The sequence below is a fragment of the Mycobacterium florentinum genome, from assembly GCF_010730355.1.
In the GTDB taxonomy this organism is placed as follows: domain Bacteria; phylum Actinomycetota; class Actinomycetes; order Mycobacteriales; family Mycobacteriaceae; genus Mycobacterium; species Mycobacterium florentinum.
Map to the genome: position 1 here is coordinate 3,914,811 of NZ_AP022576.1, position 25,449 is coordinate 3,940,259.

Genomic DNA, 25,449 nt, shown 5'->3' on the forward strand with positions numbered 1-25,449 from the left:
AGGTAGTTGTGGAGCGACTTGAAGGCAAGGTGACGATCGTCACCGGCGGTGTCCAGGGCATCGGCAAGGCGACGGCACTTCGATGCGGTGCCGAAGGGGCATACGTGGTGATTGCGGATCTGCAGGCTGATGAAACCACCGCCAAGGAGATTGTCGCCGCGGGCGGCGAAGCCATCCACGTGGAGATGGACGTGCGCGAGCGCCGCGATTGGAAACGCTTGCTTGACGAAACGCAGAAGTCCTTCGGGCCGGTCGACCATCTCGCGAACGTGGCCGGCGTCGTCAACATGTTCAGCGCCGACAACGTCGTGGATCTCACCGACGAAGGTTGGGACTATGTCATCAATTCCGACTTGCGTGGTGTGTGGCTTGGCATGCAGGCCGTCATCCCCGGCATGATCAGCCGCGGCGGTGGCAGCATCGTGAACGTGGCATCGATGGCCGCCTTGAAGGGCCTCAACAACCTTGCCGCCTACTCTGCGGCAAAAGGCGGAGTTGTCAGTTTGACTCAACAAGTGGCAATGGAGTACGGCGCGAGGGGAATTCGCTGCAACTGCGTATGCCCCGGTACGATTGATACTCCGATTTTGGCGAATCTACCGACCAGCATGAGGCAGAAATATGCCGACGCACACATAATTCCTCGCCTCGGCAAGACCGAAGAAATAGCTGCCGCGGTCGCATTCTTTCTTTCCGACGACGGCGCGTTCTGCACCGGAGAGGTGCTGCCGGTAGACGGTGGCTGGAACACCAAGGGCAACGAAAGCTAGCCCGCCGGCGATGGCCAAGAACTGGACCATCTTTTCGCTGCCGCTACGCATCTGGCTGCGCCACAGCGGCGAGTCGTAGCTTCGTTTCATCTCTCGGCGTGCAGGCGCCGTCAGATACCTCAGCTCACCGTCACCAGCTCCGTGACGCCGGCGGGCTGATTACGCTCGACGAGCGATGGTTTCGTACCTGGTAGCTGTCACCGAAACCGCTTCTCTAGAAATTCAAGTCGTCGTCGACCGGCTCGAAATTCGCCTCGACGTCGGACGCGGTGACCGCGGCCAGTGTCGGGGGCGACCACGTCGGGTTACGGTCCTTGTCGATGAGTTGTGCGCGGATACCCTCCACGAAGTCGTGTGTGCGCAGCGCCGCGGATGACACCCGGTAGTCCTGGACCAGAACGTCTTCCAGCGCTTCAAGTCTGGCCGCCCGGCGTACAGCTTCCGATGTCACCGACAGTGCGATGGGGGAGCGGTTGGCGATCAACGTGGCGGCGTCGCTAGCCGGTCCCGTCCCTACTCCGTGGTGTTGCTGCAACCTGCCAACGATATCGCTGACTGTTTCGCCCGAATAGCACTCGTCGATCCAATCGCGTTGTGCCATAAGTTCACTGGCGGCGGTTCGATGGCATGTCGGGCGAGCGCGTTCGCCACGCCCTCGGCGATGATTGCGCGGGTGAACGCCCTGACATCTGTGTGTGGCACGTAGTGGTCGGCGAATCCCATTGCGATGGCGTCGGCTCCGGAAAACGGTCCTCCGGTCAGCGCGGCGTGCAATCCCAACGCGCCGGGTGCCCGCGATAGCGGAAACGCGGCACCAACGTCTGGGATGAAGCCAATGCCCACCTCAGGCATCGCTATCTTCGAGGCGTCAGTGACCACTCGGGTGTTCGCATGGGCACCCAGGCCGACGCCGCCGCCCATCACGATGCCGTCCATCAACGCCACGTACGGCTTAGGGGAGTCGGCGATTCGGGCGTTGAGACGCTACTCGTCGCGCCAGAACTGCCGTGCCTCGACCCCGCCCTTGCGGGCGCTGTGGTAGATCGCGACCACATCGCCGCCGGCGCATAATCCGCGTTCGCCAGCGCCAGACAGCAAGACCGCACTCACGGCGTCATCGTCCTGCCAACGGTCCAGTGCGGCGCTTAGCTCGTCGACCATCTTCTGGGTCAGCGAGTTGAACGCCTTGGGTCGGTTGAGCGTGATCAACCCGACGGTTCCCTCGACGCGAGTCAGAACCGCGTCGTGTTCTTCGCTGATGTCCTCAGCCACGCTTTAGCCTCCCGTTCGTCGGAATCGCCTCTACTCCACTGAATTTCATGTCTACGGCCGCGTCAGACTTCCGCCGGAGCGGCGAGACGTACGCGCGACGTCGCTATTGAGCCGGCGTGGCCGGTGGCGGGTAGACACCTCGCAGAATCCAGGGGAGCCAATTGAGGCCGAATTCAAGTTCGTCGCTGGCGTCGTAGTCAGGGCTGGGGTCCAGGGGGACGTTCTCTTGTGCGGCCGCGATGGGTGCGGGCCCTGTTGGTGCTGCTTTTGGTGCCGTCGGATGGGGTTGGCTGGGTTGGCCGTAGACGGCTACTACGACGGTGCGGCTCGGGCTGTTTTCCGACCACACGCCCATTTGGGAGTTGGCGCAATCGGACATGATCGCGTAGTCGGCGGGATTGCTGAACCACTGGTTGATCAATTCGATGCCGCTGATTGCCATAGCGGGGTTGATGGCCACCGTCTCGGCGACCTGACCTTTGTAGCCGGCGGCATTGGCGCGGTCTTGTGGGGTGGATCCGTCCGAACCAACGTCGCCGCCGAGGTTTTGGTTGTGCAGGACGTCGAGGGTATGCCGTTGGGCGGCAAGTTGTAGCTGAGGGTTGATTCTGACATCGTTGGTGCAGCCGGCCTGGTGCTGGACTGTAAACACATTGGCGACGACGCCGTTGTTGAGTCGTTGGTTGTTGGGTATGAGGGTGTTGTTGTCGCCATCGGCATGTGCGGTGGGCGTGCCGAGTAGGGCGCCGGCGGCGACTACCACGACAGGCAGCGTGAGCCGTTGATGCTGCATGGCGTTTTCCTTTCCGTCAACCGCCAGCATCGGCTGGTGGCCGGTAGGGGGCTATTCCGTTGCACAACTGCGAGATTGGGGCGTCACCCAGCACGGTGAAACTGCGGCGTCGTGGTGGTCAGACAGGCTCGAATTGCGAACTAGCGATCACCGACCTCTCGTCCTCCATGTGTTGAAACTCATTGGGGTTGTGCATCATTGCGGTCACGAACCCGGCGGGAGCATCATGTTTTGCCATGTCTTGGGGCCGGTATGACCCAAGTCGGATTGGGTGTAGACCTTCCCGTCAGGTCCGGTGTAGGTGCCGGTGGTCGGGTCATAGTGGGTGGCCGCGATCGGTGGTGGAGGGGATGGCGCTTGTGGGGGCGAGCCGGGCGGCAGCTGTGGGACGCCTTGCCCGGACAGGGTGGCGTTGGGATCGCCTTTCCAGTTGAAGCCGTCGTTGAGGGGCACATACTGCTCGTCGCTTTCGCACATCTTCACAGTGGGTGCGCGCTTCCCGGGCACGGTCTCGCAGGGGATGTTGCGTGCGCCACGCACATTCAGTGGTGAATCTTGGGGGACCCTGCAGTACAAGTCGCCCGGTGGGCGCTGCGGATAATCGACGAAAGTAGCGCTGCGCTGCTGCTGGGCAGGCAGAAACCCGGTCGTGCAGGCCGGGGGCAAGTTGATGTTGAGGTTGAAACTCAAGTAGGCGCCCCGGTAGGGCTGTTTGGTGTTGGCGTTGGCCACCAGGGTTGCGCCCATGATCGAGATACCTTGGGGCACAAGCACCAACAGCTGTTCGAGGTCATTGCGGTAGGCCAGTGCGACCTGGCCGACGCTAACGAGGTTAGCCATCAGGATGGGCAGCGTCGGTTGCAGGCGCTCGATAAGTTGGCGTGCCTCGGCCGCCGCTGGGCCGCTTTTGGTGATGCTGCCGGCGACGGCTTGGTCGTGGGTTTGCAATTCGGTGGTCACCGTGGCCAGATGCGACGCCCAGCCCTGAATGGCAGCGGAGGTATTGGTCTGCGATTCGGCCACTGGCCGCCATTGGTCGATCAGGGCGATCAGCGGGTCGAGGTTGTTGCGGGCCTCGATCGACAGGTCGGACGAGCCCTTGACGAGGCGGGACAGTTCAGGTCCCAAACCACCCACGGCCGTGTAGGACTCGTCGATGACGGTCTTGAGGTTGTCGTGCGGGATGGCCCGCAATGCGGTGTTCGCGGCGGAGAGCAGGGAGTTGATGTCGGGCGGTACGGACGTCGCCGCCAGCGGAATGGTGTCGCCGTCTTTGAGTGGCGGCGAGGTGGCGTTACGGGGGAGCAACTCGACGTATTGTTCGCCGATCGCTGATTGGCTATGTACCTCGGCCCTGAGATCCCGGGGGATGTCGATGCCGGATTTCAGCGAAAGCACGGCTTCCACTCCGGTGTCGGTCAGCCGAACCGATTGCACCCGACCCACTTCGGTACCACGGTAGGTGACGTTGCTGGTGTCGTAGAGACCGCCGGTTTTCGGCAGTTGCATCTTCACCGTGTAGCGCCCGACGCCGAAGAACATGGCCGGCAGTTTCATAAAGTGCAGCGACATGATCGCCACCGCCACGACGGCGACCGCGGTGAAGATGGCCAGCTGGATCCTGATCTGTTTGCTGAGATACATCTAGGGTCCTTGGTCCTGGCGGTAGGGAATTACCAGCGGATTGCCCGGCGTACCGCGGAAGCCCGCCGTGCATGGGCTGGGGAATTGACCGATGGTGCGGCCCCACTGCAATTCCAGCTGCGTCAAATGGCACTCCCAGCGGGTGCCGGTGAACATGCCTTGGTCGATGCGGCTCAGCGTGAGGTCGACTATCGCGGTCATGTTGGCGTAGTCGCCGCGCATCCATTTCTCGATCTCTTCATTCGGAAACGGGAAGGTGGAAATCAAGCTCAGCGACCGTGTCAGGCTCGGGCCGGCATTAGCCAGCGACTCCAACACCGGCCCGACTTCGTGCAACTCTTTGACCAGATTCTCTTTGGTCTTGTTGACCGTGTCCGTGGTCAGTGCGCTGAATTTGCTCAGCGCATCAGCCGCGTCGACAAGGTTTTGCCGCTCGTTGTTGAGCACCCCGAGCGCGTCGGGGATGGTCGCAAGGGCCCGGTCCAGCACGGGTTTGTCTGCGGCGAACTTTGCGACCAGCCGGTTGAGACTTTCGGTGGCCGCGATGATGACACCGCTTTGCTCGTTGAGATTCGTACTGAATTTGTCGAGTTGCCCGATCAGGCTTCGCAGATCTCGGCCGCGGCCCCGTAAGGCTGTACTGAACGCCTCAGTGATGTCCTGGATATGGCCCAGGCCGCCCCCGTTGATCACCAACGACAGCGCCGCCAACGTCTGTTCGGTGCTCGGGTAAGCCCCAGCATGGGACAGCGGGATCAGTGAACCGTTAGCCAGCTTGCCCTGCGGTGCAGCGTCTTTCGGCGCTGCCAGCTCGATGTGCAACGAACCGAGCAGGCTAGTCGTGCCGATCTCGGCGGTGGTGTTGGCCGGCAGGCTCACGTCTCCGTTGAGGCGCATCGTTACCAGCGCATGCCAACCCTGGCGCTCAATTTTGGTCACGTGACCGACCGTGACGTCAGCTAGCCGCACCCGAGAATTCGGCTGGATGTTATTGACGTCGGGCATCTGGGCTTGGATCACAAAGGAGCCCGGCCCATTGCCTTGCGTGCCCGGCAACGGCAGGGAATTCAGCCCGTGCCAGCCGCAGCCGGAAACCGCGGTCACGACAACCGTCACCGCAAGGGCGGTACGCGCTCTGCGCCAGCAGTTAACTGTCATCAACTACCTCCGGGGGGCAGCATCAAGCCGGTCAGGCCGGCGGTCGGGTCGGTTTGCACGGGGGCGCCGCCTGGCTCGGATGTCGCCGGGGGGCCAGCCGTTGTGGGCGGGGGTGCCCCCGGCGCCGGCGCCGCAGCGGAGGCGGGTGGGACGTAATCGGGCCGCATCCAAGCTTCGCTGTAGGTCACCTCATTGGGCCTGGCCTGCGCTCCCACCAGTAGGTTCTCGCCGATCGGCGGGTAGTTGATCTGCCGGTTCTTGAAGATCGGCGCCATGTACTGCACGCATAGTTTCGCTGCCTGCTCACCGCCCAATCGGGAAGCCGCCTGCACCGCTCCGCACAGGAAGTTGATCGGGTTGGCCATGTTGTTGACCGCCAGCGCGCCGGTCAGCGACCCATTGGACGCTTCGTAGATGTTGTTGAAGTTGACCAAAGTCGTCGGGGCGATGTGCAGCGTCTGCTTGATGTCGTCGAGGCTGGCGACCAGCGCGTTGCTGATCGACGCTAGTTTGTCCGACGTGGTGCCCAGCGCCTCCCGATTGTCGGCGATGAAGCTCTGCACGTCGGCCACGACCGCATTGATGTCTTCGGCCGCCTGACCGACCTTGGTGGGGTCGTCGGCCAGCAGGGAGGACACCGAGGCCATGTTGTGGTTGAGCTGTTCGAGCAGGTCGGCGCTGTCGTGCAGCGCCGTGACCAGCGTGGACAGATTTTTCATCGTGCTGAAGATGTCTTTGCTGTGATCCCCGAGCGCCGATACTGTCTGCGACAGTTTGATGATGGAGTCGCGGACAGTGGCACCCTGCCCGCGCAGATTGTCGGCGGCGGTGTTGATCAGAGCGCCCAACGTGCTCACCCCACCAGGCTGGGCGGGCTTGAGTAGCTCGGTCAGCCGCTGCAGCTGCGACCGCAGGTCATCCCACTCGACCGGCACCGCGGTCCGGTCGAGGGGTATGACCGCGCCGGTGGCCATGGTGGGGCCGCCACCGTATGGCGGGGTCAGCTGGATCGCTCGCCCGGTGACCAGTTGTGGAGACAAGATGGCGGCTTTCGCATCGGCGGGGACTTTGTATTTGCCGTCGATCCAGAAGGAGACCTTGGCGCGCTGTGGTTCGGGCTCGATCTTGTCGATCTTGCCCACCGGTACGCCCCGGATGCGCACGTCATCGCCCGGAAATACCCCGGTGGTGTTGTCGAAGTAGGCGACCACCTTGATTCGCGCGGACGTGTCGGGGGCCCGCATCGCCATCAGAGCCCCGCCGGCGAGGACCAAGGCCAACGTCGTCGCCAAGATAGGGCGGGCCCGCCGCAGTCTGGCCGTCATGGGTGACCCGCCGGCTGCTGGCTGGGCGCTACCTCACCAGGGGCCGGCACATAGACCGGTGACGGTGTGGGTTCCGGGGTCGACGCCAGCCCCGGCGGGGCCAGCGCGGGCGGGCCGGGCGGGGGACCGCCCGGCGGTGGGGCTGGCGGCGGCTGCCGGTAGGGGTAGCAACCCGGCCCGGGCAACGGGCACGGGTGGTCACCCGGGTTGCCGGTGATCGCGTCGGGAATGTTGAGCCTGGGCTCCCCGCCCTGCCCGGTCCGTGGGTAGGGCGGCGGCAACGGCGGGGTCCCGGGCTGCCCGGTTTGCGGATCATTTAGCTGTGAGGGGAGCAAGGTGGCCGGGTCCAGTCCTAGGTCGGAGAACGCGGCACTGACGAACGGCTGGACGAACTGACCGGGCAGCAAGTTCACCACGTAGGCCTTGAAAAACGGGCCCGAGCCCACTGATTCACCCAGCGACATGGCGTAGGCGTTGAGCATCTTGATGGATTGCTGCACGCGTTCCTTGCGAGTGTCCACGATCGCCAACACCCCGTTGAGCTTGTCTAGCGCCGGGCGCAACTGCTGGCGGTTTTCGGCGATGAATCCCTTCAATTGCTGCGACACCGCGGAGATATTGGTCCAGATTTGGTCCAGGGCAGCGCTTTGCGTGCGCAGTTGGGCCAGCAACGCGTTGGTGTCCTTGACCAGACTCACAACCTCGTCGGTGCGATTGGCCAGCACGGCGGTGGCCTTTGCGGCGTTCTCGAGCAGACTGCGTAGTTGGGTGTCGCGGGTGTCGAGGACTTGGGCGAACCGGGCCACTCCCTGCACGGCGTTCTTCAGATCGGTTGGGGTGTCGGCGAAGGTTTGCGCAAGGGTAGCCAGTGAGTCGGACAGTTGGTCGGTATTGAGACCGCTGATGGTAGTGGCCAAGTCGCCCAGGGCATCTGGCAGCTGGTAGGGAGACACCGTGCGGTCAAGGGGGATGGCACGGTCAAGGGTGCCGGCACCGCGCGGTGTCACGTCGAGGATCTTGCTGCCCAGCAAGCTCTTGGTTTTGATCGCGGCTTCGGTGCGCTCGCCCAAGTGGACCGTCTTGTCGATCTTGAAGGTGACCAGCACGCCGGGCCCCTCAAGATCGACGCCGGATACCTTTCCGACCTGGTAGCCAGACACCTCAACCCCGGCGCCGCTGAACAGCCCGCCGGCGTCGGCGAAATAGGCCGAATACGTTGTGCCCTCGTTGAAAAAGGGAAGCTTCTGGTACTGCAACGCTGCCATCGCCACCGTGGCCACCGCCATGAGGCCAAGCGCGCCGATGACCAGCGGGCTGCGTTCAGAAAACGATTTCATTTCGGCGTGCACCGCCCCGTGCTTTGACCGGCCAGCTTGACGTAGACCGGTTGCCCACCCTTGCCGTTCACCTTGAGAACGAGGTTGCACAGATAGAACGTGAAGAAGTCGCCGTAGATCGCCTGCCGGTTCAGCGCCTGATATTTATCGGGCAGTGAGTTGAGCAGATTGTCGAGATAGTCGTGGTCGGCCACCGCGATGCCCGCGACACGATCAGTCTGTTGAACCACGTGCTGGAACGGCGCCCGGGCGTGCGATAGCAGATCGGCGACCGAGCCGGCGGCAGCGTTGGTGTAGGCCACCGCGTTGGAAATGTCGGTTTTGCGAGCGGCGAGTCCGTGGATGAGTTGCGACAGCGAGGTCACCGCCTTGTCCAACTTGTCGCTCTGGCCGCCCAGCGAGCCCAGCACCACGGTGAGGTTGTCGATGACTTGACCAACCAGCACGTCGCGGTCGGCCAACGTGTTGGTCACTGCGGCGGCCTGATCCAGAAATGATCCGATCGCGGGGCCCTGGCCTTGGAATGCCTGCAGCAACTGCGCGGTCAGCTCGTTGACCTGCTCGGGGTTCAGCGCCCGAAACAGCGGTCGGAAGCCACCGACGAGCGCGTCGAGATCCAGCGCGGGCTTGGTGCGGGCCAACGGAATTGACTGACCGGGATGAAGAATCGTCGGTGGCCCCGCGCCCTCTTCCAGGGCTAGGTAGCGGCCGCCGAACAAGTTGTCGTAGCGGATCGCGGCCTGGCTTGCCTCGGTAAGGACGACCGAATTATCGGTGGAGAACTCGACTCGCACGGTTGCGTCCGGATTGACGGAAATACCCTCGACCTTGCCGACTTCCACCCCTGCGATGCGCACTAGGTTGCCCTTTTTGAGACCCGACACATTACTGAATTCGGCGTTGTAGGTCGTGCCAGAGCCGAACCGGAACTGCGCAAAAATCGTCAGCAACAAGAACGCGCCGAACGCGCACACCGTCAAGAAAACGCCAAGGCGCCACACGACGGCTCTTAGCTCACTACGCACAGCGTCTCTCCTGCCTGGTGTAAATCGTTGGCGGTCATGGTGATGGGGGGCCCGAGGGACCTGGCGGCGGCGGGGCGGGAGGCACGCCCGGCCATAGCGGCACCCCATTCGCGCCGTACAGCGCCGCCCCGTAGGGCGGCCCCCCGGGGTTGGGTCCGACCGCTGGCCCCGGGATGCATTGACGGATGCTGGGCGGCTGGGGGGTACCGCGGGTGACGGGTCCGTAGTCCACCCAGCAGGGATGCCCGATGCCGGGGTTGGGCCGAACGTCGAGCCCGGTTCCCCAGCCGGTGTCCGTGATCAGCTGGCGCACTGGGAAATTCTTCGTGGGATCCGGCAACGACCCGCATCCCGGCTTGCCGCCTGGTCCCCCCTTGGCCGCGACGATGGGCAGGTTGTCGGGGTAGGCGTAGGGGTCGTTACCCAGCAGCAGGGCAATGTCGAAGTCGAAGCCCTGCCCGCTGGTACCGCCGCCGTACGCAGACCTGCCCCCGTTGTCGAGGAACCACTGGGCGCCCTGCAACATGCAGGCGTATTCGGGGCTGTACGTCTGAAGCAGGCTCGTTGTCGGCTCCAACGTGTTGACGGCGCCGACAAGACTGTCCCTGCTGGTGCCCAGCAGATTTGTTCCGGCATCGGACAGGCCAATGACGTTGAGCATCAACGCATCCATTGCATCCGAATGATTTACGAGGGTGGTGCTCGTGGTACTCACGGCGTTGAGAATCGCCACGATGTCCGGGGCGGCCGCGGCGTAGGTGTCGTCGAGGTCTTTGAAGGTGCGCCAGTCATCGCGAAGCGTTTCGTTGCGTGAATTAAGCGCTGACAGAACCTCATTGAGATCGGTGGTCGCCTCGCCCATCCGTTCGCCTTGGCCACGCACTCCCTCGGCCACCGCGGTCAGCACGGCGTTGAGCTTGAGCGGATCGACCATTTTGAGTAGGTCGACGACGTTTTCAAAGACCGTGTTGATCTCGGTGCTGGCGTTCGTCGAATGCAGCACCGTCCCGCCCGTCAGCCGCGCGGCACTCGGATGTTCGGGGTAGACCAGTTCGACGAACTTGGCGCCGAACGCAGTGGTGGCCTTGATCTGCGCCTCGACGTTGGCTGGGATGTAGCGAATCTGGTCGCCGTCGATGTTGAGCTGCAGGCTGATTCGTTTGTTGCCGGTCGAGCCGACATTGCTGACTTGGCCCACTTGCACGCCGCGCAACTCGACCTTGGCGCCCGGTTCCATGACCAACCCCGCCCGGTCCGATGTCAGCGTTACCGGCACGTAAGACTTGTAGGCGCCGCTGAAAGCCGCAGTGGTCACGAAGAAGAACGCGCCGATGGCGGTGAACAGAATCACCGTCCACCACGCGGTGTGGAGTTGGCGCCCCCGCAGCCCGAGTCTCATCCTGCTAGCTCGCCAGATGGAAGTTGCCGGAATGGCCATAGACGGCAAGGGTGATCATCACGATCACTACCGCGGCTACCACCATCGAACTCCGCACGGCCCGACCCACCGCTTCACCCACCCCGGCGGGTCCGCCGTGGGCGGTGTACCCGTAGTAGGTGTGGACAAGCATGACGACGATGGTGATCGCCACCGACTGAAAGAACGACCAGATCATGTCGCGGGGATTGAGGAAGGTGTTGAAGTAATGGTCGTAAACGCCCGAACCCTGGCCGTAGATCGAGGTGGTGCCCAGGCGCGCCGCCAGAAAGGCCATCATCATCGCCACGCAGTACAGCGGGATCACCACCACCACTGCGGCAGCGACCCGGGTAGATGCCAAGTAGCTGATGCTGCGAATTCCAATGACCTCGAGCGCGTCGATTTCTTCGTTGATGCGCATCGCCCCCATTTGAGCGGTGGCGCCGGCGCCGATGGTGGCCGACAACGCGACGGAGGCAGTGCCGGGCACGATCAGCCGGACGTTGAAGTAGGACGATGCGAACCCAGTCAGGGCTTCGATGCCCACCGACGCCAATTGGTTGTAGCCCTGCACCGCTACCAGGGCGCCGGTGGTCATCGTCAGGAACGCGACGATAACCACGGTGCCGCCGATCACTGCGAGTGCCGCTGCACCCAAGCCCATTTGGGCGATCAGCCGCAGTAATTCGGTGCGGTAGTTGATGACGGCGTCTGGTATCGCCGCCAATGTGCTGGCATAGAACCGTGTTTGCGCTCCGACCCGATTCCACCCGCTGACCGCGTTCTCGACGGTGCGCCGCAACCGCGGGTGCAGCGCCGCGGGAACCGTACTTGCCGGGCTAGGAGCGACCTGTGTCATCGGTTCACCTCATTGCACCGTGAACTGGACGCCGACGGCGGTAACGATGACGTTGATCGCGAATAGCACCATGAAGGTGAACACCACAGTCTCGTTGACCGCATTGCCGACACCGGCCGGTCCGCCGCCCACCGAGATGCCCTTGTAGCAGGCAATGAGCCCTGCCGCCATCCCGAACAGTGTCGCCTTGGCGAGCGATACCAACACGTCGCCGGCGCCGGTCAATGTGGTCAAACCCGTGACGAACGCGCCGGCCGAGACGTGCTGGATATATACGGTGAAAAAGAATGCGCCGCTAAGGCCCACGATGGTCACGGCCGACGAGAGCGCCAACGCGACCGTGGTGGCCGCCAGCACGCGGGGGATCACCAGCGCCTGAATGGGGTTGATACCCATGACTCGCAGCGCATCGAGTTCTTCGCGAATGGTTCGCGCTCCCAGGTCGGCACACATAGCGGTCGCGCCTGCCCCCGAAATCACGAGCACTGTCACGATGGGGCCGATTTGATTGACTGTGCCAATCGCGGCCCCGGTGCCCGAAAAATCGCCGGCACCGATCTCGGTCAAGAGAATATTGAAGGTGAAGGTCAACAGCACCGCATACGGCAAGGTCATCATCACCGCGGGCACGACCGATACCCGCGCGACAAACCAGCTCTGAAACAGATACTCGCGCCAGGCAAACGGAGGCCGGAACAGCAACACGAAGGTGTCGAGCGTCATGGCGAAAAAGCCACCGACGGCGCGGACTGGTTTGGTAGCTGGGTATGCGGATGTTGCCAGCTGTCCAGCGAGAGCAATTGCCAGGGCAGTGCGTGGCGGCCGGACGGCGGCGGTTGCGTTGGCGGCGGGTGGTTTTAGCGAGCGCGCCGTAGTCATCGGGGTTCTGTCCTGGTGCCACTTAGGATGACGCGTGTTTCGAACGACATTGCAGTGCAAAGCATTAATGTCACCTCCGCATTGAGGACGGCTGCCGGTCGTCTGCCGGCAAGGTGTGCGTCGCCTCTGCTAGTGGAGCCACCCCGCGAGTCGAGTTTGGTCGCAGTGGCAGGCCACGAACTAGCGCAACTACTACTGAAGGTCGCTGCAGTTGGCGGCGTAGAAAATACCTACATAGCGACCACCACCACTCTGACGACGACCCGCGCCGGTAGCAGGCATTCGCCAGGGCGTCTACGCCGGACGGCTTATAGGAGTGGACTGTGCTCATCGGCGTGTCACCCCGTGACTGCGATCGACTCGGTGGGGCAGTCGTATGCCGCGCCCCGAAATCTGTTCTGACACAAAATTCCCTGGTTCGCACAGTCCGCCATGTTCCCTCGCGTTCGCAGAAAACAATCACTTGTTTCCGCGACGCTATAGTGTGACGTGAGACCCGTCAAGAGGTTTCCGCCGGCCAGATCACTAAGCGCGCGGATCGCGCCATCAGATCCGGGAAAACTGAGCCGAGTCGGGCCTCATCGCCAGTGCTCCATGGGCATCCCCGGTACCGGAGACCGCAACATCTGCACCTCTGAGATGCCCAGCCCACCCAAATAGAGCGTCTTCAGATCCGGTCCTCCGAAGGCGATGCTGGACAGGTTGGACAAACGAGACCCACGGCTTTGCGCTATTTGATCCCAGGTCAGGCGCCTCTCGGCATGGGTCGCGGAGATCGTATCCAGCTCACTAGGTTCGAAGTCTTCGAACAACACGGTCCAAGTCAGATCCGGTGCGACGCGGATCAAGCGGTTGGATATGACGCAGGCGATCCAGAGAGCGCCCTCCGTATCGAAGGCCATGCCATCGGGGAAGGTGTCTCCCGGGTAGGTGAGCCGGGCGGGATTGCGCAACAAGCCGTCTGCCGTCACGTCGTACCGGGTGGTGCGGCACGCGAAGGTTTCATTGACGAAAAGGGACTTGCCATCGGGCGAGATCCGTAGTTCGTTCGTCCAGTTCAGCCCATCTGCCGCAACGCTGACTTTGCCATCCTGCACCAACAGAATCTGCCCGGTGTTCTCTTCCGCGGTGAAGTGCTCGTGTTTGCGTGCCGACGAGCTGATTGTGATCCAGACCCGATCGCCGTCCACCAGTACGAAATTGGTTCTCGGAATCGGATTCCCCGCAACCTCTGTCGCGAAGGGGTGGGCCTCACCACGCCGTCCGACCCGCCAGACGCCACCCGCCCTACCCATGTTGGCGAACAAGAATTCGCCGTCTGCCGTCAACGCGATGCCGTTCGGCCGGAAGCCTTGCGCAATCAGATCTGCCTCGACAGCGGGGCCGGTGGTCCCATCGGGCGCAATTCGCGCGATGCCGAACGTCCAATCGCCGGTGTAGAGCGATCCATCTCGTGCTGCCAGAACACATTCCGGCCGATTCAGTCCACTGCCGATCTGCGTGAGATCCGCCGGCAGGAACGGCTCGATCTTGGTCAGCGCCATGTAGCTTCTCTCCGGATTGCGATGGACAGCAGGTCGCGGTTGGATGGCGATAACTTCAGCGCTCCAATCGCCGCGATTGCTGTTGTGTGGCGGCTCTATTCGTAGTGGGACGCGCCCAATGCGCCACTGCCGATCAGAGCGCTAGGTAGCCGCCATCGACGGGGATCGTCACCCCTGTCACGTAGGACGACATGTCGGAGGCGAGGAACACTGCGGGACCGGCGATCTCATCGGTCTCGCCGACCCGACCCAGCGGCAGTCGTTGAAGGAATTTATCGCCCGCTGCGCCTTCGACCGTCATCAAGTCACTCTTGATCCGGCCCGGTGCCAGCCCGTTGGCTCGGCCACCCGTCGGCCCAAGCGTGCGCGCGAAATACTGGACCAGCGAACGGACGGCAGCCTTGGAGGCGCCGTAGGCAGCACTTGATCTCGGCGCGGTGAACCCGGCGATCGACGAAAGGAAGATCACGCTTGCGCCGGCGTGCTGCAGCGCGGGGAGCAGGGCAACAGTGATGTCCCACTGTGCGGTGAGATTCACATCGATGACCTGATCCCACTTTTCGGCCTGATCGGGGTCGTTCGGTCTGATGCGGGGCGCGATGCCCGCGTTGTTCACCAGAACATCGATACTTCCGAATTGCTCCAGCATGCGACCGCCAAAGGCCTTGACGCCCTCACGGTCACTGATGTCCAGGGTCTCGGCAGAGGCCGAACCGCCGGCGGCCTTGATGCTTGCAACCACGACATCGGCCGCCTCCGTGTTTCTGTCAACCACTAGGACGCGGGCCCCTTCGGCTGCCAATGCAGTTGAGATGGCAGAGCCCAAACCTCGCCCGCCTCCAGTCACCACCGCCGTCTTCTCGGAAAGTCGAGCCATAGCCTCTGCTCCTCCTTGATCGAATCACCGGCCAACGCTGCTGGCTGCAACGTGACTTCTTTGCGCACTTGGCGCCATTGCCTCACCGTGAGAGCCGAAGCCCCGCAGAATCACGACATGATGTAGCCCTTGTAATCGTGGTTGCTCACGTCCTCGCAGTACTCCCGGAACTTGGGAATGCCGCCGGCGAACAGCAACACCTCGCGCTTGTCGCGACCCTCGATGTTTTTGTTGATCCCGGTGAACCAGGAGTTGGTCTGGCCCAGCAACAGCTTGTCCAGCAGCTTCGAGCAATAGAGCGAATAGCTTTCGGCCGCGGCAAGTTCGGGTTCGATGCGCTGGATGCCGGCTTCTTTCGCGTGGGCCATCATGTCGCTCAGCCAGTCGACGGCGAGCGCGGAACAGCGCGGAATGTTGCAGAAGGTGGCGCCACTCTGCGGCCCGACCAACAGGAAGAAATTGGGAAATCCAGGGCACTGCATGCCCATGTAAGTCGTGATTCCGTCAGCCCATGCGTCTTTCAGGTCAACGCCGCCCGGGCCGCGAATGTCGATGCGGTTCCACGAGCCCTTGACCGCGTCGAAACCTGTGGCGTAGATGATCACGTCGAACTCGTGCAAGGCATCGGTAGTCAGGATGCCTTCGGGCGTGATTCTGGTAATCGGCGTCGTGTTCAGGTCGACAACCGCGACATTGTCTTGGTTGTAGACCTCGTAATAGTTGGTCTCGAGCGGAACCCGCTTCGTCCCGAAGCCATGATCCTTGGGTATCAGTAGTTCAGCGATGCGCGGATCCTTGACGCGTTCACGGATTTTTTGCGCCACGAAGTCCGAGACGTATTTATTCGCTGTCGGGTCGGATAGCGCATCCTGATACACACCGAGCCACAGCGAGAAGCCTGGCCCCTCATACAGTTCCGCCAGCTTGGCATCGCGCTCTTCTTCCGGAACATCGAACAGGTTTTCCGGAATGAATTCGTGTGGGAAGCCGGCGATGGACGCATCGCATTTGGCGGTGAACTCGTTGTAGTGCGACTTGATGTAGTCCATCCGCTCCTGCGTCATGGGGCCGTTGCCCAGCGGGGTACACCAGTTCGGTGATCGCAAGAACACCGTCAGGTTCTTGGCTACCTTGGCCATTTCCTGGATCACCTGCACACCCGTCGATCCCACACCGATCACGCCCACCCGCTTGCCGGAGAAGTCGAGCTTGGCCGGACCGAACCCGTTGGGGTCGCGCGGCCAATTCGCCGTGTGATAGCTCTCGCCCTTGAAGGTGTTGATGCCGGGCACGTTGGGCATCTGGGGCGCAGACAGGGGCCCGAGTGCCGAGAAAACGAACCGTGCCGTCACAGGCGCGCGGTACTGCTGCTCGAATTCAAGTGTCCAGACATTGTTTTCGTCGTCGAACACCGCCCTCTTGACCCTGGCGTTGAAGATGTAATCCTTGCGGATGTCCATGATCTCGACCGCGCGATGGATGTATTCCAGGACTTCGGGCTGTGCGGCGAAGCGTTCGGACCAGTTCCATTCCTGCTTGAGCTGTTCGCTCCAGAAGTATCCGTAGACTTCGCTCTCCGAATCGATGCGGCAGCCTGGATAGCGGTTGTGATGCCACACACCGCCCACGTTGTCTGACCCCTCAACCCCCAGTACCCGGTAACCCGTCTCGCGCAGACGATAGGTCTGATACAGGCCCGTCAATCCCGCGCCGATCACGACAGCGTCGAAGTCGGGTTCTCTCGTCATCTCAACCTTTCCTCTCATGGCCCGGCGCCGAACATGGTCGTCGCGGACCGCTCGTGCCGGCGGTGGCCGGGCGCGCGCGTAATGGGTCGGTGGGGCGTCGGTCGGTCGGCCTCGGTCAGGACGGTGCGGATCGGCTTGGCTCCTAACCGGTTTCCGTGCGTGTCGACGGTCACCGGCGGGAGCTGTCGCGTTCCCGGAACGTCAATCGATGCGCGGTGGCCCCGCCGCAACGGCTATCTGGCCCGATGCTGTACGGATGCACGACCGCATCGACGACGACGGTGCTATCCAAATCTAGACTCCTCCACACAAGCGTTTGTTTTCTGTCGAAGCGGGCAAGCCACCCGGCCGGCGCCGAATGGCTTGGGCTAGAGGCCCATCTCTCGGGCGATGATGGTGCGCTGGATTTCGTTTGTTCCGCCGCCGACCATGGCGTGTTTGGCTTCGCGGAAGTAGCGCTCCATGTCGTATTCGGGCAGCTGAGCGTAGCCGCCGAGGGCTTGCATGCCGTTGAAGGAAACTTTGAAAGCCACATCGGCCGCGAACACCTTGGCCATCGAGACGTCCTTGAGAGCGTGTTCGCCGCGGGCAAGCTTGGTCGCTGCGCTGTAGACCAGCAGTCGTGCGGCTTCGACCTCGCACTCATTTTCGGCCATTCGGTGCTTGAGCACTTGAAACGACGACAGCGGCTTCCCGAACTGCGTCCTGTTCTTGGTGTAAGTGATTGTGTCGTCGAGCGCGGTGCGCGCGTTGCCGACATAGGTGGCCGCCAGCGAAAGTCGTTCCCAGGCAAGGTGACTGTTAACCACCGACCAGCCGTCGCCCGGGGCGCCTATCATGTTCTCGGCGGGTATACGCGCGTCGGTGAAGAAGATCTCGGTGGTGCCCAAGCTGCGGCGCACGATGGTGTCGAGCTTGCGAATGTCCACCCCTGAGGTGGCGTTGGGAACCAAGAACATCGACAGGCCCTTGTGCTTGTCTTCGCCGGTGCGGGCCATCGTGGCGATCACCGTATTCGGCAAGTGAGCTCCCGAACAAAAAACCTTGTTGCCGTTGAGAATCCACGAGTCACCATCGCGCACGGCTTTGGTGCGCAGACCCGCGGCATCGGAGCCCGCGCCCGGTTCGCTGATCGAGATCGAGAACTTCAGCTCGCCGTCCAAAAACGGTGGCAGGTATCTGCGTCGCTGCTCGTCGGTACCGTGGTTGGCGACGTTGGTGGCGGTGAACATCGACGTCATCACCGCGGCGGCGAAGTCGAGGCTGTACTTGGCGATCGCTTCGCAGAAGATCGCGTACATGATCGGGTCAGCCGCAAGGCCACCGAACTCTTCGGGGATCAGCAACCCCAGCCACCCACGGTCGGCAATCTTCTTGTAAGCCTCATTTGGGAATTCACGGGCTTCGTCGTGCTTGCGGGTGTACTCGACACCGACTTCTTTCTCCATGAAAGCGTGCACGGTGTCGTGCCACAACTGCTGCTCGGCAGTAAACCGAAAATCCATTAAGGCTCCCTGATTAGCCGCGTCGGCGGGGGTGTGCGCTGTTGACCACGTTAACAACTTCTGGTACCAAGAACAAGTGATTGTTTTTTATCGCGGGTGCATACGGCGACGCGTCGCGACAACACAAGGAATGTGAGAGTCGATGCCTCTGCAGGGCTGCTACCGCAACCTTCGCGTTCTTGATGTCAGCGAAAATATCGCCGGCCCTTTGGCGACCATGATCTTGGCTGATTTGGGTGCCGACGTCATCAAGGTCGAACGTGCCGGCCGGGGAGACGCCACCCGGTGGCTTCCGCCGCGGCTCGGTGACACCAGCACCGTGTTCGCCACCGTCAACCGCAACAAACGCAGTGTGGCCCTGGATCTTTCAACTCCGCTCGGTCGCGCTGGGCTGGTGGACATCGCCCGCGGATGTGACGTGGTGGTGGAGTCTTTTCGCCCCGGTGTGGCCGAGAAGCTGGGATTGGGATTCGACGACGTCAAAGCGGTGCGTCCCGACGTCATCTACTGCTCGATCAGTGCCTTTGGCCGCGGCGCCCTGGGCCACGACCGGCCCGGATACGATGCGCTGGTGCAGGCCTTTTCCGGCATCATGAGCCTGACGGGATCCCCGGAGGGTCCGCCCGCCCGAACGGCCCCCTCCGTGGTGGACATTTCCACGGGAATGTGGGCGGCGATGTCGATCATGGCGGCCATGGCCGACCACCCCGCGGGTTCTGGGCCGATGCGCTTGGATGCCACACTTGTCGACAGCGCGCTATTTATGATGTGCCACCAAATCGTTGGGCTGCTGGGTGCGGACTACCATCCACAGCGACTGGGCTCCGCCGCCCCCAGTGCGGTGCCCTACCGGGAGTTCGCCACCAGCGACGGCTCCATCATGGTCGCCGCGGCAACCGATGCATTGTTCGACAAACTCTGCACCGCTATCGGCGCTGACGATCTGCGGGGTGATGCGCGCTTCGCGACCGCGGAGCAGCGCGTGGAATCCCGGGAAGCGCTCGACGCCGAATTACAGGCCATTTTCCGCGCGGAGCCCTCGCAGCATTGGCTGTCGGCCGTCGGCAGTGCCGGCGTGCCGGTCAGCGCAGTCCAAACTTTAGAGGCCGCGGTCGGCGATCCGTTGACCCGGGAGCGTCGGCTGATCACCACCACCGACGCCGACGCGGTACCAACACTGCGGCTTCCGTTGGACCAGCACCGCGCGTTTCCGCTCCGTCCGCCACCGGCGTTGGGGCAACATACCGAAGAGGTGCTGCGTGAGATCGGCTATACCGCCGACGAGGCTCATACGCTGGCCACAACACACATACCCCAGGTGGCAGGTTGAACCAATCGACGATGATGGTCCGCCGAAAGGCACTGGAAGACAAGTACTCCCCGTGGCGGTCGCGGACAACTGCTCAGCTCTTTGATCTGGTGGCTGCCTCAGCTCCGGATCGGCCCTTTGTGCTGGGCGATACGGACTCGATCAGCTATGCGCAGATGCGTGATCACAGCCGGCAGCTCGCGGGTGGCTTGCTCGCCATCGGGATCCGACCCGGTGACCGGGTCGCGATGGACATGGCGAATTCCGCCGAATTCATCGCTCTCAAGCTCGCCACCGCGCGCATCGGAGCCGTGTCCGTGGCCATCAATTTCATGTTGCGCCGCGACGAGTTGGCTTACCAGTTGGAGCAATCCGGCGCCAGCGTCCTGATCACGATGGATCAGTTCCGTGGACTGGACTACTTAGAGTGTCTGGACTCGATCGCACCGGGCTGGGAACACGGTGTCAACACCAACCGGCTCCCCGAACTGCGGCATATCTTCGTGCACCCGGTGGACAACCCCACACCGGCGCGCGGCGCGCCGCTGTCGTGCCTGGCGCAGGCCGGCGCGACGGTCCCACAAGGCCTGCTCGACCATCTAACACAGGGTGTCGATCCGGCCAGCGTCTCTGACATAATCTACACCTCGGGCACCACCGGTCGGCCCAAAGGCGTTATGCTGGTGCATGATTCGGTCGTACGGATGGCGTACGGTTCGGCCTACGCCCGGGCCTTCCAGGATGGCCGCCGGATCGCCACCGCGCTGCCGATGTATCACGTCTTCGGCTATGTCGAAGCGATGATCGCCGCTGTGATAGTCGCTGGTGCGGTGGTCCCGTTCGCCGCGTTCGAGCCGGCGGCGATGCTGCAGGCCGTCGCCCGTCACCGGGTCGATGAGCTGATCGCGGTGCCGGCGATGACCTCCCGCCTGCTCGATGAGGCTGAGACCGGCCGCTACGACCTGTCGCATTTGAGCACCATGTTCTCCTCGGGGACCCGCCATGCCCCGCAGATGTGGCAGCGGATGATGGACGTCTTGGGTGTCGACGAGCTGTTCACCGCCTACGGGCAGACCGAGACCACGGCATCCACGGCGTGCACCCTGCCCGGGGACCCGCTGAGTCGGCTGCAGACCACCAACGGCACGATCAAGCCCGCCGGAGTGGCCGGCGACCCCGCCGTCGGTGGAGGACTCGCGGCGTACAAGGTGGTTGCGCCCGACACCGGCGAAGAACTCGGCGCAGGCCAGATCGGGGAATTTGTCGTACGCGGCCCCGCGGTCAGCCCCGGATATTTCGACAAGCCAGCCGAGACGGCGCAAGCTTTCACCGCCGACGGATGGCTGCGCACCGGCGACCTTGGCCGCATCGACCCCGACGGATATCTGGTGCTGACCGGCCGCATCAAAGAGTCCTACCGCTTCGGCGGCGAATTGGTGCTGCCCTCCGAGGTCGAAGAGGTGCTGGGCCGCCACGCTGCCGTCAAGGCCGCCCACGTCGTCGGGCTGCCCCACGCGCGGATGGGTGAAATCGGTTGCGCGTTCATCGTGCCAGCCGAGGGTGCCGTGGTAGAAGAGGCCGAGCTGCTGGCTTACTGCGCAGAATCTCTGGCGCGATTCAAGGTTCCCGCTCACGTGCTGGTGATCGATGAGTCAGAGCTCCCCACCACGGTGACGGGGCGGGTGCAGAAATTTCGTCTGCTACAGCGCGCAACCGCGACACTGGGCAACATTCCCGGTACGTGCACAGGCACAATGGAGCGTGCGTGAATCCCCAACCGCCACAGGGAATTACGCTCGTCAGCGGCGGCCCGGCCGCGGTTCGCACTGCTCGAAGTCTGCGCCCGCTGGGCTGTGCCAAGCCGTTTGCAAATCTTTTCCGGGGTGGTGCGGTGACGTGGCCAGGCGCATGATTTCCGACGCAGAGCTGGCGTGGCTATTGGCCGATGCGACACGTCCGTGCTTGAACAGACACGAGTGTCAGATGGCCTACATTGACCTCGGCAGCGGCGACGAACTTCTAGCGATCGAACGTATTTTGCGCGCTGTCATCGCTGCGGGCCACGAACTTCCTCCGTCTCTAATCACGTTGGTGGAAGGCTGGATTGAGCGGTACCGGGGCAGCGGCTTCGAGCCGACGCTCGATGCCCTGGTCGGCCGGCTCGTTTCAGCCAGACGCGAGTTGGTTTCGGGGGGTGTCGCGATACCGATCAATGGGCCTCATCGGCCCGGTGTTCAGCGTCACGCGCGCACCGATTCTCACCAATTCCAACCCGCGCATAGCGCTTAATGCTTCTGCGATCAGCTGTGGTCACGTTCCTGTACGCCACCGACTGCGGTTAGCTGAGCACGCCGGCGAGGATGACCTGCGCCAGGCCTTTGCTCACCGCCGCCGCCGGATCACGCCTGGTGGGGGAGAACCACTCAGGGACCCAATTGAGGATGCCCAAAATCGTCAGTACCGCCATGTGGGGGTCAATGTCGCCGCGGAATTCGCCGCTCTTGATGCCGAGGTCGACGATGTCGCGGATGCGCTGTTCGTAAGCGCGGCGCTTGGCCACGATCCTGTCCCGGTCTGGGCCCTCAATGTGACGCCATTGGTGAAAAACAACCAGCGCCAGGTCAACGTTTGCCGCAATCACGTTGAGGTGTGCCTCGATAAGGGCGCACAGTTGCTCCTCAGCGGTGCCGGACAGGTTGGCACTGCTGGCCAGGTATTGGTCCACGCCGTCTTCAACCAGTCGCACCAAGATGGTGTGTTTGTTGTCGATGTGGGCATAAACGCTGCCCGGCAGAATGCCTAGGGCGTCACCGAGGTCGCGGATCGACGTGCCGGCGTAACCCTGCTTGTTGAACAGCTGCACGGCCTCCTCAAAAAGGCGCTGCTGCCGCGATTTCTTCGGGCCTCTGTCGGCGGCCGGCGCCGCGCTTTTTGCCACTTTTTTCCTCTCGGTGGCCGCTAGATTCGGTTGTCACGGGAATCGGATAACAAGCGTTCGTATGTGATGGTAGCCGTAGGGGCCGGTGGTTGTGGGAATCGCACCTCGATGCTAGCGTAAAAAACGAATGATTGTTCTGACAGGAGGGAGTGGTGATGGCAGGGTTGCCGACACCCTTTTCCGAGTACTCCAAAAAGTACGCTCACATTGCACTCGAGCGTGACGAGCACGGAATCCTTGAGGTCAGGGTGCACACCGGGGACAAGAGCCTGGTGTGGACCGCAGCGGCACACGACGAACTGGCGTACTGCTTCAACGACATCGCTTGCGACCGAGACAATTCCGTGATGATCCTCACGGGCACCGGCGAATCGTTTTGCAATGAGATCGACTTCAGCAGCTTCAAGCTGCGTACACCCCGCCAGTGGGATCAGATCATCTTCGAGGGCCAGCGACTTCTCACCAATTTGTTGGACATCCCGATACCGGTGATCGCCGCGGTCAACGGGCCGGTCACCAACCATCCCGAAATCCCGGTGATGTGTGACGTCGTGTTGGCCGCCGACACCGCGTTCTTCCAGGACGGCCCCCACTTCCCGTCGGGCATTGTCCCTGGCGACGGCGCTCATGTGGTCTGGCCCCAGGTGCTCGGTCTCAACCGTGCTCGCTACTTTCTGCTCACCGGCCAACACCTCGACGCCACCACCGCCCAGCAGTACGGCGTCGTCAACGAAGTGCTGCCCGGTGCCGACCTGATAGCCCGCGCCCGGGAATTGGCAAGAGACATCGTTGCCAAACCTCTGCTGGCCCGTCGCTACGCGCGCACCGTGCTGACCCGCGAGTTCAAACGCCGCTTAGAGGCCGATCTGGGCTTCGGCTTGGCCTATGAAGCTCTCGCCGCAATCGATTTGGGAATTGAAGACGATCAATGACCGCACTCACCCCGGCTCACACCGATTCCGCGACACGCCCGCAGCACCCACTTTTTGAGGACTTCCCAGTGGGCACAGTGTGCGTCACCGGTGGGCGCACCATCGACATCGGCGACATCTCACTGTTCGCCGGGTTGACCGGCGACCACTACCCGTTGCACACCGACGAACAGTACGCAGCGGCAACACAATTCGGGGGTCGCATCGCCCACGGCCCGTTAACCTTTTCTATCGCCGTGGGACTCGTCGCGCTTTCTGGGTTCCTCGGCGAGGCCATCGTGGCACTGCGCGAGGTTGCCTCAATTCGGGCCCTCAAGCCCGTCCGGCCGGGCGACACCGTGCACGTGCGCGCCGAGGTCGCTGCCGCCGAGCCGGCACGCCGTTCGGACCAGGGCATCCTGTCGTTCGACTACCAAGTGATCAACCAGCATGACGAGACCGTGATGACCGTTCGCATGGTGATGCTCGCCAAGCGGCGTACAGAGGTGAAAGGCCCGCAATGACAAATCCAATGGACGGTGACGAGCGCGAAGCCGCGTTCGTCGGCATCGCCGAAATCCCTTCCGGTCGTTACCCAGACCGTCCATTTATGGGATCACTCGTCGAAGTTGCCGTAGCTGCGGTCCGTGATGCCGCCTTGGAAGTCAGCGATATCGACACGGTGCTACTGATCCCATGCTTGCACTCCGCCGACGACCAGGCCGACCTGATCTTTTCCAGGGTGATCGAAGAGCTCGGGTTGCACGGGCGCGCCAAGGCCAGCGCGATGCTGCACTCCGGCGGATCCTCCAGCGACAACATCACGCGTGCAGCGGCCGGCCTCATCGCCAGCGGGCAGGCGCGCAACGTCCTTGTCGTGCAGGCAGAAAAGTGGGGTTCCGCGCCGGTCGCGGAGATGGTCGACATGCTCAGCGGCTACGGCATTCCCCGCGAATGGGAGCGGCCCACCGGGCTCACGTTTAACGCAGTCGGTGGCCTCATCACGAGACGCTACATGGCGGCATCGGGTTCCACTGCCGAGGAAATGGCGGCGGTATGCGTGGCGCTTCGCCAATGGGCGCAGCTGAATCCCAACGCGATGTACAAGGACAAGGAGTTGACCGTCGAGAAGGTGCTCGGCTCCAAGGTGGTCTCAGATCCGTTGCACGCCATGGAATGCCCCATGCTCGCTGATGGCGCAACCGCCTACGTAATGACAAGTGCGGACAACGCGCGCACCAAACACGACCGCTGGGTGCGTATCGCGGGGTCGGGGGGCTGCGTGTCGCACTACAGCATCGGCCAGGAACAGGATCTTGCCGTGCTGGGCTGGAAAGTGGCGGGCGAACGCGCTTATGACCAAGCCGGTTGGGGGCCCGAAGACGCCGACATCGCCGAAGTGTATGACTCTTACGCCGCGGTGTTGACGATCGGGCTTGAGGGGCTGGGACTGTGCAAACCTCACGAGGGTGCACGGCTTTTCGCCGCGGGAGAGTTCTCACCCGGGGGCCGGCTCCCAGTCTGTACCAACGGCGGGCTGCTGTCGGCGGGCCACACCGGCGTCGGCGGCGGGACGGCTCTGCTGGTCGAAGGTGTGCGCCAGCTGCTGGGCCGGGCTGGCAAGGAACGCCAAGTGCCCGACTGTCGGCGCGCGGTGTGTGGTGGAACCGGGGGAACTTACATGGATAGCCAAGTGCTGCTGCTCGAGCGCGTCGAGCGCGGCTGACAGAAAGACGACGTCATGACCCAATCGTTGACCGATGAGTACTACGCGGGCCTCGGCCGCGGCGAGCTGTTGATCCAGCATTGCAACGCGTGCGGCACCAACATCATGTACCCCAAATACGTGTGCCCGCCTTGCGGCAGCCGCGATCTGGGATGGGCCCGCTCGTCCGGGCACGGCACCTTGCACAGCTTTACCGTCCAACGTGTCGGTGCGCCAGGCGGTTTCGAAGACGAGTTGCCGTATGCGCTGGGGGTGGTCAAGCTCGACGACGGCGTGCAGTTGCTGGGCCGACTGCGCCCCGACAGCAGTGGTGGCTGGGACAGCTACTCCTGCGACGTGCCGGTGCGTTTTGATCCCACACCGGACCAGGGGCGTCACATCGCCTGGTTCACAGCGGCGTGACGCCTGC

22 protein-coding genes and 1 pseudogene are annotated in these 25,449 nt (G+C 62.9%); 8 read left to right on the plus strand and 15 right to left on the minus strand.

The window, feature by feature from the left end:
- Nucleotides 1–8: 8 nt before the first annotated feature.
- Nucleotides 9–770 carry an SDR family NAD(P)-dependent oxidoreductase gene (locus G6N55_RS18545; protein WP_085222085.1) on the plus strand — a complete coding sequence of 254 codons (762 nt, stop codon included), beginning with the start codon at nt 9–11 and terminating at the stop codon, nt 768–770.
- A 214-nt stretch (nt 771–984) separates the two neighbouring features.
- On the opposite strand, the pseudogene G6N55_RS18550 reads toward G6N55_RS18545, so the two are convergent.
- The 14 genes and pseudogenes from G6N55_RS18550 to G6N55_RS18615 form a co-directional block, all read right to left on the minus strand.
- A pseudogene (locus G6N55_RS18550) lies at nt 985–2,030 on the minus strand (enoyl-CoA hydratase/isomerase family protein).
- A gap of 115 nt (nt 2,031–2,145) precedes the next feature.
- Entirely contained in the window at nt 2,146–2,835 is a 690-nt protein-coding gene (locus tag G6N55_RS18555; protein ID WP_085222128.1) for a CAP domain-containing protein, read from the minus strand.
- 204 nt (nt 2,836–3,039) lie between these two features.
- Entirely contained in the window at nt 3,040–4,479 is a 1,440-nt protein-coding gene (locus G6N55_RS18560) for an MCE family protein (protein WP_085222086.1), read from the minus strand.
- Nucleotides 4,480–5,637, minus strand: a complete 1,158-nt coding sequence (locus G6N55_RS18565) for a virulence factor Mce family protein (RefSeq protein WP_085222087.1) — start codon at nt 5,635–5,637, stop codon at nt 4,480–4,482. It lies immediately after the preceding gene.
- Complete coding sequence (locus G6N55_RS18570) at nt 5,637–6,962, minus strand: virulence factor Mce family protein (RefSeq protein ID WP_085222088.1); 1,326 nt, start codon at nt 6,960–6,962, stop codon at nt 5,637–5,639. The genes G6N55_RS18565 and G6N55_RS18570 overlap by 1 nt, the downstream gene beginning before the upstream one ends.
- Complete coding sequence (locus tag G6N55_RS18575; RefSeq protein ID WP_085222129.1) at nt 6,959–8,299, minus strand: MCE family protein; 1,341 nt, start codon at nt 8,297–8,299, stop codon at nt 6,959–6,961. The genes G6N55_RS18570 and G6N55_RS18575 overlap by 4 nt, the downstream gene beginning before the upstream one ends.
- Nucleotides 8,296–9,324 carry a virulence factor Mce family protein gene (locus tag G6N55_RS18580; protein WP_085222089.1) on the minus strand — a complete coding sequence of 343 codons (1,029 nt, stop codon included), beginning with the start codon at nt 9,322–9,324 and terminating at the stop codon, nt 8,296–8,298. The genes G6N55_RS18575 and G6N55_RS18580 overlap by 4 nt, the downstream gene beginning before the upstream one ends.
- A 34-nt stretch (nt 9,325–9,358) precedes the next feature.
- Nucleotides 9,359–10,723, minus strand: coding sequence for an MCE family protein (locus tag G6N55_RS18585; RefSeq protein ID WP_085222090.1), 1,365 nt, complete (start codon nt 10,721–10,723; stop codon nt 9,359–9,361).
- Nucleotides 10,724–10,727: 4 nt separating this feature from the next.
- Nucleotides 10,728–11,603, minus strand: coding sequence for an ABC transporter permease (locus G6N55_RS18590; RefSeq protein WP_085222091.1), 876 nt, complete (start codon nt 11,601–11,603; stop codon nt 10,728–10,730).
- A gap of 9 nt (nt 11,604–11,612) precedes the next feature.
- Nucleotides 11,613–12,326: an MlaE family ABC transporter permease gene (locus tag G6N55_RS18595; protein WP_232078780.1), complete on the minus strand. Its 714-nt coding sequence runs from the start codon at nt 12,324–12,326 to the stop codon at nt 11,613–11,615.
- A gap of 734 nt (nt 12,327–13,060) precedes the next feature.
- Nucleotides 13,061–14,026 carry an SMP-30/gluconolactonase/LRE family protein gene (locus G6N55_RS18600; protein WP_085222093.1) on the minus strand — a complete coding sequence of 322 codons (966 nt, stop codon included), beginning with the start codon at nt 14,024–14,026 and terminating at the stop codon, nt 13,061–13,063.
- 133 nt (nt 14,027–14,159) lie between these two features.
- Nucleotides 14,160–14,903: an SDR family NAD(P)-dependent oxidoreductase gene (locus G6N55_RS18605; protein WP_085222094.1), complete on the minus strand. Its 744-nt coding sequence runs from the start codon at nt 14,901–14,903 to the stop codon at nt 14,160–14,162.
- A 110-nt stretch (nt 14,904–15,013) separates the two neighbouring features.
- Nucleotides 15,014–16,621 carry a flavin-containing monooxygenase gene (locus tag G6N55_RS18610; protein ID WP_232078781.1) on the minus strand — a complete coding sequence of 536 codons (1,608 nt, stop codon included), beginning with the start codon at nt 16,619–16,621 and terminating at the stop codon, nt 15,014–15,016.
- Between the two features lie 398 nt (nt 16,622–17,019).
- On the minus strand, nt 17,020–18,156 hold the full coding sequence (locus G6N55_RS18615) for an acyl-CoA dehydrogenase family protein (RefSeq protein WP_085222096.1): 1,137 nt from the start codon (nt 18,154–18,156) through the stop codon (nt 17,020–17,022).
- A gap of 142 nt (nt 18,157–18,298) precedes the next feature.
- Between G6N55_RS18615 and G6N55_RS18620 the strand changes: the two genes are divergently transcribed.
- The 3 genes from G6N55_RS18620 to G6N55_RS18630 all read left to right on the plus strand — a co-directional run bounded on the left by G6N55_RS18620 (nt 18,299) and on the right by G6N55_RS18630 (nt 21,754).
- Complete coding sequence (locus G6N55_RS18620) at nt 18,299–19,486, plus strand: CaiB/BaiF CoA transferase family protein (RefSeq protein WP_085222097.1); 1,188 nt, start codon at nt 18,299–18,301, stop codon at nt 19,484–19,486.
- Nucleotides 19,483–21,234: a class I adenylate-forming enzyme family protein gene (locus G6N55_RS18625; protein ID WP_232078782.1), complete on the plus strand. Its 1,752-nt coding sequence runs from the start codon at nt 19,483–19,485 to the stop codon at nt 21,232–21,234. Before G6N55_RS18620 ends, G6N55_RS18625 begins: the two co-directional genes overlap by 4 nt.
- A gap of 214 nt (nt 21,235–21,448) precedes the next feature.
- Complete coding sequence (locus G6N55_RS18630; protein ID WP_139826832.1) at nt 21,449–21,754, plus strand: hypothetical protein; 306 nt, start codon at nt 21,449–21,451, stop codon at nt 21,752–21,754.
- Between the two features lie 49 nt (nt 21,755–21,803).
- Here G6N55_RS18630 and G6N55_RS18635 read toward each other — a convergent pair whose 3' ends face one another.
- Nucleotides 21,804–22,403, minus strand: a complete 600-nt coding sequence (locus G6N55_RS18635; protein WP_085222100.1) for a TetR/AcrR family transcriptional regulator — start codon at nt 22,401–22,403, stop codon at nt 21,804–21,806.
- Nucleotides 22,404–22,558: 155 nt separating this feature from the next.
- On the opposite strand from G6N55_RS18635, the gene G6N55_RS18640 reads away from it, so the two are divergent.
- From G6N55_RS18640 to G6N55_RS18655, 4 genes are all read left to right on the plus strand, one after another.
- Complete coding sequence (locus G6N55_RS18640; protein WP_085222130.1) at nt 22,559–23,335, plus strand: enoyl-CoA hydratase/isomerase family protein; 777 nt, start codon at nt 22,559–22,561, stop codon at nt 23,333–23,335.
- Nucleotides 23,336–23,403: 68 nt separating this feature from the next.
- On the plus strand, nt 23,404–23,838 hold the full coding sequence (locus G6N55_RS18645) for a MaoC family dehydratase (RefSeq protein WP_232078783.1): 435 nt from the start codon (nt 23,404–23,406) through the stop codon (nt 23,836–23,838).
- Nucleotides 23,839–23,846: 8 nt separating this feature from the next.
- Nucleotides 23,847–25,040, plus strand: coding sequence for a thiolase family protein (locus G6N55_RS18650; RefSeq protein WP_232078784.1), 1,194 nt, complete (start codon nt 23,847–23,849; stop codon nt 25,038–25,040).
- A gap of 15 nt (nt 25,041–25,055) precedes the next feature.
- Nucleotides 25,056–25,442, plus strand: a complete 387-nt coding sequence (locus G6N55_RS18655; RefSeq protein ID WP_085222103.1) for a Zn-ribbon domain-containing OB-fold protein — start codon at nt 25,056–25,058, stop codon at nt 25,440–25,442.
- The last annotated feature ends 7 nt before the right edge of the window (nt 25,443–25,449 follow it).

Excerpts from the sequence above, each read along its gene's own strand:
- G6N55_RS18555 (WP_085222128.1), bottom strand. The coding sequence starts at position 2,835 with ATGCAGCATCAACGGCTCACGCTGCCTGTCGTGGTAGTCGCCGCCGGC.
- G6N55_RS18560 (WP_085222086.1), bottom strand. The coding sequence starts at position 4,479 with ATGTATCTCAGCAAACAGATCAGGATCCAGCTGGCCATCTTCACCGCG.
- G6N55_RS18565 (WP_085222087.1), bottom strand. The coding sequence starts at position 5,637 with ATGACAGTTAACTGCTGGCGCAGAGCGCGTACCGCCCTTGCGGTGACG.
- G6N55_RS18570 (WP_085222088.1), bottom strand. The coding sequence starts at position 6,962 with ATGACGGCCAGACTGCGGCGGGCCCGCCCTATCTTGGCGACGACGTTG.
- G6N55_RS18575 (WP_085222129.1), bottom strand. The coding sequence starts at position 8,299 with ATGAAATCGTTTTCTGAACGCAGCCCGCTGGTCATCGGCGCGCTTGGC.
- G6N55_RS18585 (WP_085222090.1), bottom strand. The coding sequence starts at position 10,723 with ATGAGACTCGGGCTGCGGGGGCGCCAACTCCACACCGCGTGGTGGACG.
- G6N55_RS18590 (WP_085222091.1), bottom strand. The coding sequence starts at position 11,603 with ATGACACAGGTCGCTCCTAGCCCGGCAAGTACGGTTCCCGCGGCGCTG.
- G6N55_RS18595 (WP_232078780.1), bottom strand. The coding sequence starts at position 12,326 with ATGACGCTCGACACCTTCGTGTTGCTGTTCCGGCCTCCGTTTGCCTGG.
- G6N55_RS18600 (WP_085222093.1), bottom strand. The coding sequence starts at position 14,026 with ATGGCGCTGACCAAGATCGAGCCGTTCCTGCCGGCGGATCTCACGCAG.
- G6N55_RS18605 (WP_085222094.1), bottom strand. The coding sequence starts at position 14,903 with ATGGCTCGACTTTCCGAGAAGACGGCGGTGGTGACTGGAGGCGGGCGA.
- G6N55_RS18615 (WP_085222096.1), bottom strand. The coding sequence starts at position 18,156 with ATGGATTTTCGGTTTACTGCCGAGCAGCAGTTGTGGCACGACACCGTG.
- G6N55_RS18620 (WP_085222097.1), top strand. The coding sequence starts at position 18,299 with ATGCCTCTGCAGGGCTGCTACCGCAACCTTCGCGTTCTTGATGTCAGC.
- G6N55_RS18630 (WP_139826832.1), top strand. The coding sequence starts at position 21,449 with ATGGCCTACATTGACCTCGGCAGCGGCGACGAACTTCTAGCGATCGAA.
- G6N55_RS18640 (WP_085222130.1), top strand. The coding sequence starts at position 22,559 with ATGGCAGGGTTGCCGACACCCTTTTCCGAGTACTCCAAAAAGTACGCT.
- G6N55_RS18650 (WP_232078784.1), top strand. The coding sequence starts at position 23,847 with ATGGACGGTGACGAGCGCGAAGCCGCGTTCGTCGGCATCGCCGAAATC.
- G6N55_RS18655 (WP_085222103.1), top strand. The coding sequence starts at position 25,056 with ATGACCCAATCGTTGACCGATGAGTACTACGCGGGCCTCGGCCGCGGC.